Source organism: Pseudoflavonifractor capillosus (assembly GCF_016899775.1).
GTDB lineage: Bacteria > Bacillota > Clostridia > Oscillospirales > Oscillospiraceae > Lawsonibacter.
In genome coordinates this window covers 1-1,087 of the sequence record NZ_JACJJE010000137.1, presented here as the reverse complement: position 1 = coordinate 1,087, position 1,087 = coordinate 1, and the positions used below count along the sequence as shown (strand labels likewise).

Genomic DNA, 1,087 nt, shown 5'->3' with positions numbered 1-1,087 from the left:
CTTTTCTTGGTGTGTAAAGGCACCGCAGCATTTTCTTTCTCTGCAGATAAAGTGGGTCCGGGCTTCCGCCCGGAAATCGTGTCGGCTGCCGCTCGCGGCAAGCCAGACGCTCTGCTTGCCCCACCCGCGGGTGGGTAAAATCTCTTGTTCCACCTTGTTTTACTTATAGGAGCCCTTTTTGTGCGCTTGTTTTTTCTTCTTTTCCATGGTACACTGAATTTACGATGGAGGTGTACCTATGTACCCTGCATATCATGTATTTGACCTCTCCTGCAGCCAGGAAGTCCCAGCAGAAATCCTTCCGGCCACCGAGTCTGACTTTCGCCTCACCGTGCAGGATTGTTGGCAGACCAGTTGGATGTCCAAGTATCTTCAGGAGCCATTTCTCCAGAAATACGCATTGAAAATTGCAGCCACAGGCGAGCTTGTAGGACTCGGCGCCTATCGAAATATGCCGGAGGGATTTTTGGTATATATTGAGTACATAGAAAGTGCGCCTCACAGCAACCCAACTTTATCGAAAAATCGCAAATATCGCGGCATTGGGGCTGCGCTTTTGGCTTACGGAGTCCAGTTATCGATCGACTCTGGTTACGGCGGTACGATTTATCTGAAGGCAAAAACCTCAGAGATACGGGAACACTATATTCGTGATTTCGGAGCAATACCATTCAGCCATAGGGAGCCCTTTCTGCTGCTGATTGACGGAGAGGCTGCCCGAAACCTGCTATTTCAATTCATGAAGGAGGAGTTGTGATGCTATCTGAAAACTACGCAAAGCTGGACGATTTGGCGGGGCCGGATTCTTTTGTCACACCTCCCAGCCAGACGGATCTGGCATATATTCTGCATTTTCAGAAAATCTGTAAACGCTACAATATCGACTTTGCAACAGCAGATGAGGATGAGCGGGATTTTGTAATCCGTATGGCAGAAAAGAGTTTTTACTCCATGCGCGCCTGACCCAAAATCTGACCCAGAACCGGAAAAACTGGGTCGGAACAGAGAGAATATAACCTCCGGGTTTGGGCCCATTTTAGGCCCAAAAACGCCCGGAAAGCGTTGAACCGCAGCAGATGGACAAACC

Annotated in this window: 2 protein-coding genes; both read left to right on the top strand. The window is 49.2% G+C overall.

From position 1 onward, the window contains the following. Window positions 1–238 precede the first annotated feature (238 nt). Window positions 239–757 carry a hypothetical protein gene (locus H6B31_RS16670; RefSeq protein WP_087396285.1) on the top strand — a complete coding sequence of 173 codons (519 nt, stop codon included), beginning with the start codon at window positions 239–241 and terminating at the stop codon, window positions 755–757. Continuing rightward, window positions 757–963, top strand: a complete 207-nt coding sequence (locus H6B31_RS16665) for a hypothetical protein (RefSeq protein WP_087292822.1) — start codon at window positions 757–759, stop codon at window positions 961–963. The genes H6B31_RS16670 and H6B31_RS16665 overlap by 1 nt, the downstream gene beginning before the upstream one ends. Window positions 964–1,087 lie beyond the last annotated feature (124 nt).